Origin of the sequence: Streptomyces bobili (genome assembly GCF_002154575.1) — a bacterium.
Classification (GTDB): Bacteria; Actinomycetota; Actinomycetes; order Streptomycetales; family Streptomycetaceae; genus Streptomyces; species Streptomyces bobili.
The window spans coordinates 1-3,029 of sequence record NZ_MUBA01000312.1; the positions used below are offsets into that span (position 1 = coordinate 1).

General features: G+C 69.6%; 1 protein-coding gene. It reads left to right on the forward strand.

Going from position 1 to position 3,029, the window contains the following annotated elements; genetic code table 11:
- Positions 1-72: 72 nt before the first annotated feature.
- Positions 73-3,029: non-ribosomal peptide synthetase (locus tag BZL64_RS24385; RefSeq protein WP_143663302.1), on the forward strand; the 2,957-nt coding region annotated here is incomplete at its 3' end.

Below are 3,029 nucleotides of genomic sequence, written 5' to 3' on the forward strand. Positions count from 1 at the left end.
GGCGTGCCGGCGGGTATCGGGGGGGTGGTGACCGGGGCTGCGGATCTGTTCGACCCCGGCACGGTGGCCCGGATGGCAGACACGCTGACAGTCCTCCTGGCAGGACTGACAGAAGACCCCTCACAGCGGATCAGCACGGTGGATGTCATCACTGCGGCGGAGCGCCGGCGGGTGCTGGCGGAGTGGAACGACACCGCCGTGCCGGTGGCTTCGGGTTCGTCGGTGCCGGGGTTGTTCGCGGCGCAGGTGGCTCGCACTCCGGATGCGGTGGCGGTGGTGCAGGCGGGTGTGCGGGTGTCGTATGCGGAGTTGGAGGTGCGGGCGAATCGGCTGGCGCATTTCCTGCGGGTGCAGGGGGTGGGTGCGGAGTCGGTGGTGGGTCTGTGTCTGCCACGCGGGGTGGAGATGCTGGTCGGGATCCTCGCGGTGTGGAAGGCGGGCGCGGGCTACCTCCCGCTCGACCCCGGCCAGCCCGCGGAGCGCATCGCGTTCCAGTTGCGGGACAGCCGTGCGGTGTTGACATTGACGACGGAGGAGATCCTGGACGGTCTTCCCGCGGGCCGGCACCGTCTGGTGGCGGTGGACGACACCGTCGTGGCGATGCAGATCGAGGCCGCTCCGGTGACGGCGCCTGTGGTGGAGGTGCGGGCGGGGCAGGTGGCGTATGTGATCTATACGTCGGGGTCGACGGGTCGGCCGAAGGGTGTCGTGGTCACTCACGGCGGGCTGGTCAACTACGTGTCGTCGGTGCCGGCCCGCATCGGGTTCGGTGGCCCGCACGGCCGGTTCGCGGTGTTGCAGGGGCAGGCGACCGACCTCGGCAACACCACGGTCTTCGCGAGCCTGGTGGGCGGGGGTGAGCTGCACTTCCTGGAGGAGGAGGCGGTCACCGACCCGGCGGCGGTGCGCGGTTATCTCACCGGGCACGGCATCGACTGCCTGAAGGCGGTGCCCTCGCACGTGGCCGCGCTCGGCGCGGAGGCGGTGGAGTCGGTGGGGTCGTTGGTACTGGGTGGTGAGGCGGCACCGGCGGGCCTGGTGGGGGAACTCCTCAAGGCTGGTGGGGACGGGTCGGTGTTCAACCATTACGGTCCGACGGAGACCACGATCGGTGTGGCCACTACCGTGCTGACGGCGGCGCAGGTGGCTGCTGGTGTGGTGCCGGTGGGCGGGCCGGTGGCGAACACCCGCTTCTATGTCCTGGACGGATTCCTGCGCCCGGTGCCTCCGGGTGTGGTGGGTGAGTTGTATGTCGCGGGTGTGCAGCTGGCGCGGGGGTATGTGGGTCAGCCGGGGCTGACGGGTGAGCGGTTCGTGGCGTGTCCGTTCGGTGGTGCGGGTGAGCGGATGTACCGCACCGGTGACCGCGCCCGCTGGACGGCTGAGGGGCAGGTGGTGTTCGCGGGGCGTGCGGATGACCAGGTGAAGATCCGTGGTTTCCGGATCGAGCCGGGCGAAGTCCAGACCGCCCTGTCCGTTCATCCGCAGCTGGCGCAGGTGGCGGTGGTGGCCCGCGAGGACGCTCCGGGTGATGTCCGGCTGATCGCCTACGTGGTCGCTGACGATGAGGACACCGATCCCGCCGTGCTGGTGGCGTCGGTGCGTGGTTTTGCGGCGGAGCGGCTGGCGGACCATATGGTGCCGTCCGCGGTGGTGGTGCTGGAGGCGCTGCCGCTGACCGGCAGCGGCAAACTCGACCGCGGGGCCCTTCCGGCACCTGATTATGCGGGTGTGTCGGTGGTGGGTCGCCGGGCGCCGGAGTCGGTGCAGGAGGAGATCCTGTGCCAGGCCTTCGCCCAGGTCCTGGGCCTGCCTGTGGTGGGAGTCGATGACGACTTCTTCGTGCTGGGTGGTCATTCGTTGCTGGCGGTGTCGTTGGTGGAGCGGTTGCGGGGGCGGGGGGTGTCGGTCTCGGTGCGGGCGTTGTTCCAGACGCCGACGCCGGCCGGTCTGGCCGCGGTCGCGGCTCCGGAACCGGTCGTGGTGCCGGCGAACGGGATCCCGGACGGCGCGGACCGTCTCTCCCCCGACATGCTCCCCCTGGTGGAGCTGTCGGCCGCTGAGGTCGAACGCATCGTCGAGCGGATACCGGGCGGCGCCGCGAACATCGCGGACATCTACCCCCTCGCCCCCCTCCAGGAAGGCATCCTCTTCCACCACCTGATGTCCAGTCAGGGAACCGGCGCGGACGGGTACGCGGCACCCGCCATCATCCAGTTCGATTCGCGAGAACGTCTGGACGCCTGCCTCGCCGCTCTGCAGGGCGTGGTGAACCGGCATGACATCTATCGCACGGCCTTCGTGTGGGAGGGCCTGAGCGAGCCGGTCCAAGTGGTCACCCGCCAGGCCGTCCTGCCGGTCACCGAGCTGGCGCTCGACCCAGAGGGACCGGATGCCGCGGAACAGCTGATCGCCGCGGCAGGCTCGGTGATGAACATCGGTCATGCCCCGCTGATCGATGTGCACACGGCTGCGCATCCGGACCGTGGGGGGCGCTGGCTGGCAGCACTGCGCCTGCATCATCTGGTCCAGGACCACACCGCACAGGATGTGTTGCTGGGGGAGATGAGTGCGTTCCTTTCCGGTCGGGAGGATTCGCTTCCGGAGCCGTTGCCGTTCCGGAACTTTGTGGCGCAGGCGCGGCTGGGTGTGACCCGGGAGGAGCACCAGGAGTACTTCGCGGGGCTGTTGGGTGATGTGGAGGAGACCACGGCTCCGTACGGTCTGATGGATGCGCATGGTGACGGCAGTGAGGTGGTTCGGTCGCATCTGGGTGTTGATGAGGAGGTGGGTCGGCGGGTTCGGGAGGTTGCGCGTGGGCTGGGGGTGAGTGCGGCGTCGGTGTTCCATCTGGCGTGGGCGCGGGTGCTTGCCACGGTCAGTGGTCGTGACGATGTCGTGTTCGGCACGGTGTTGTTCGGGCGGATGAATGCGGGTGTGGGTGCGGATCGGGTGCCGGGGCTGTTCATCAACACGCTGCCGGTGCGGGTGCGGGTCGGCGCTGTGGGGGTGGGTGAGGCGCTGGAGGG